Origin of the sequence: Nocardia sp. CC201C (genome assembly GCF_030010695.1) — a bacterium.
Lineage (GTDB): Bacteria > Actinomycetota > Actinomycetes > Mycobacteriales > Mycobacteriaceae > Nocardia > Nocardia otitidiscaviarum.
This window is the reverse complement of sequence record NZ_JASCXP010000680.1, coordinates 1-2,074: the sequence shown is the minus strand read 5'-3', so window position 1 is coordinate 2,074 and position 2,074 is coordinate 1. Positions and strand designations below refer to the sequence as shown.

The 2,074-nt window shown below is 65.4% G+C and carries 2 protein-coding genes and 1 tRNA gene; all 3 read left to right on the top strand.

Annotated features, from left to right (window positions below; all coding sequences use genetic code 11):
- Nucleotides 1-121 precede the first annotated feature (121 nt).
- Nucleotides 122-194: transfer RNA gene (locus tag QK444_RS35850), tRNA-Lys, on the top strand.
- 135 nt (nt 195-329) lie between these two features.
- Nucleotides 330-929 (top strand): DUF937 domain-containing protein, encoded by a 600-nt coding sequence (locus QK444_RS35845; protein ID WP_282786502.1) that lies wholly within the window; start codon nt 330-332, stop codon nt 927-929.
- Nucleotides 930-1,132: 203 nt separating this feature from the next.
- Nucleotides 1,133-2,074 (top strand): acyl-ACP desaturase (locus QK444_RS35840; protein WP_282786500.1); only part of this gene is annotated, 942 nt, incomplete at its 3' end.

Genomic DNA, 2,074 nt, shown 5'->3' with positions numbered 1-2,074 from the left:
ACCCCACGCGCCGACACACCGCCCGCTCAACTGCCATGACCTGCACAAACATCCGGTGCTAACCACCAACCGGATACTCGGTTAACACTTCCGGGGCGGGCACATTAAACTGGCCTCCCGCGCCCCTATAGCTCAGTTGGTAGAGCTACGGACTTTTAATCCGCAGGTCCCAGGTTCGAGCCCTGGTGGGGGCACTCGCGTGGCGGCGGGCGTGGAACCGACCTTCCGGTCCGCCGCCACACCCGCGAATTCATGGCAACATCCCGTGTTTTCCCCTAAGGTGAGCCCGATAGGCCTTTTCCCGGGAACCCCAAAAACAGGCGGAACTCATGACTTCCTTCGATGACCTGCTCTCCCAAGTCCCCGTCTCCCAGATCGCCGGGAAGCTCGGCGTGGACGAGGCAACCGCGAACACCGCCATCCAGGCCGCCATCCCCGTGCTACTGGGCGGCTTGCAGGCAAAGGCCAGCAACCCCGAGGCCGCGTCGGCGATCGAAGGGGAGATCGCCAACCAGCCGAGCAACCTGCTCGACGGCGGCGTCGATATCGATCAGGTCGATGTGGCGGGCGGCGACAAGATCGTCGATCAGACCTTCGGCACCGAGAAGAACACCGTCATGAGCGCGCTCGGCGATGTCGGCGGCGCGGGCGGCCAGGATCTGATGGCCAAGCTGATGCCCATGCTCGCCCCCATCGTCCTCGCGTACCTTGGGAAGAAGGTGCTCGGCGGTGCGGGTGGCGGTGCGGCCACCCAGGCCGGCGGCGGCGGGCTCGGCGACATCCTCGGCAGCCTGCTCGGCGGGGCCACCGGCGGCGGCTCGAGCGGCAACGCGGGCGGACTCGGCGGCGCACTGGGCGACGCACTCGGCAAGAACGCGGGCAATGTGCTCGGCAATGTTTTGGGCGGTCTGCTCGGCGGTAAGAAGTGAAAATCGCCGGAAGCTAACGAAATACGGCCCACGGCGATGGAGAACACGTCGTGGGCCGTCATCCATATGACATCGATCACCGCCGCCGCAATGCTGGTCGTATGCGTTTCGCATCACACCTACGGTGCCGTAAGGTATGGGACCGCGGCGGCATGGCCTGCGAGGGAACCACTGGAAGTTCGCACGACACGAAGGGCGTATACATGGCAAGGGATCTGACTCAACTCGAGTTGCTGATGGAGTTGGAGCCGGTTGCCGAGGAGAACGTCAACCGCCACCTCTCCCTGGCCAAGGACTGGCATCCGCACGACTACGTGCCGTGGGACGAGGGCCGCAACTTCGCCGCCATGGGCGGCGAGGACTGGGACCCGTCACAGTCGAAGCTGAACGAGGTCGCCAAGGCGGCGATGATCACCAACCTCCTCACCGAGGACAACCTGCCCTCCTATCACCGCGAAATCGCCGAGAACTTCTCCCAGGACGGCGCCTGGGGCACCTGGGTCGGTCGCTGGACCGCCGAGGAGAACCGGCACGGCATCGTCATGCGGGACTACCTGGTCGTCACCCGCGGTGTGGATCCGGTGGCGCTCGAGGAAGCGCGCATGGTCCACATGACCAACGGCTTCGCCTCCCCCACCGAGGAGGACGCCGGATTCCTGCATTCGGTCGCGTACGTGACCTTCCAGGAACTGGCCACCCGCGTCTCCCACCGCAACACCGGCAAGGTGTGCGACGACCCGATCGCCGACCGCATGCTGCAGCGCATCGCGGCCGACGAGAACCTGCACATGATCTTCTACCGGAACATGTGCGGCGCGGCGCTGGACCTGTCGCCCGATCAGGCGCTCGACGCCATCACCCTGATTCTGGAGAACTTCCAGATGCCGGGCGCGGGCATGCCCAACTTCCGCCGCAACGGCGTGCTCATGGCCAAGCACGGCATCTACGACCTGCGCCAGCACCTGGAAGAGGTGGTCAACCCGGTGCTCAAGAAGTGGAAGATCTTCGAGCGCACCGACTTCACCGCGCGCGGTGAGCAGACCCGCGAACGGCTGGGCCTGTTCCTGGAGAAGCTGTCCAAGGACGTGGAGAAGTTCGAGGAGCAGCGCGACCGCATGCTGGCCCGAGAGGCCGCCAAGCGCGAG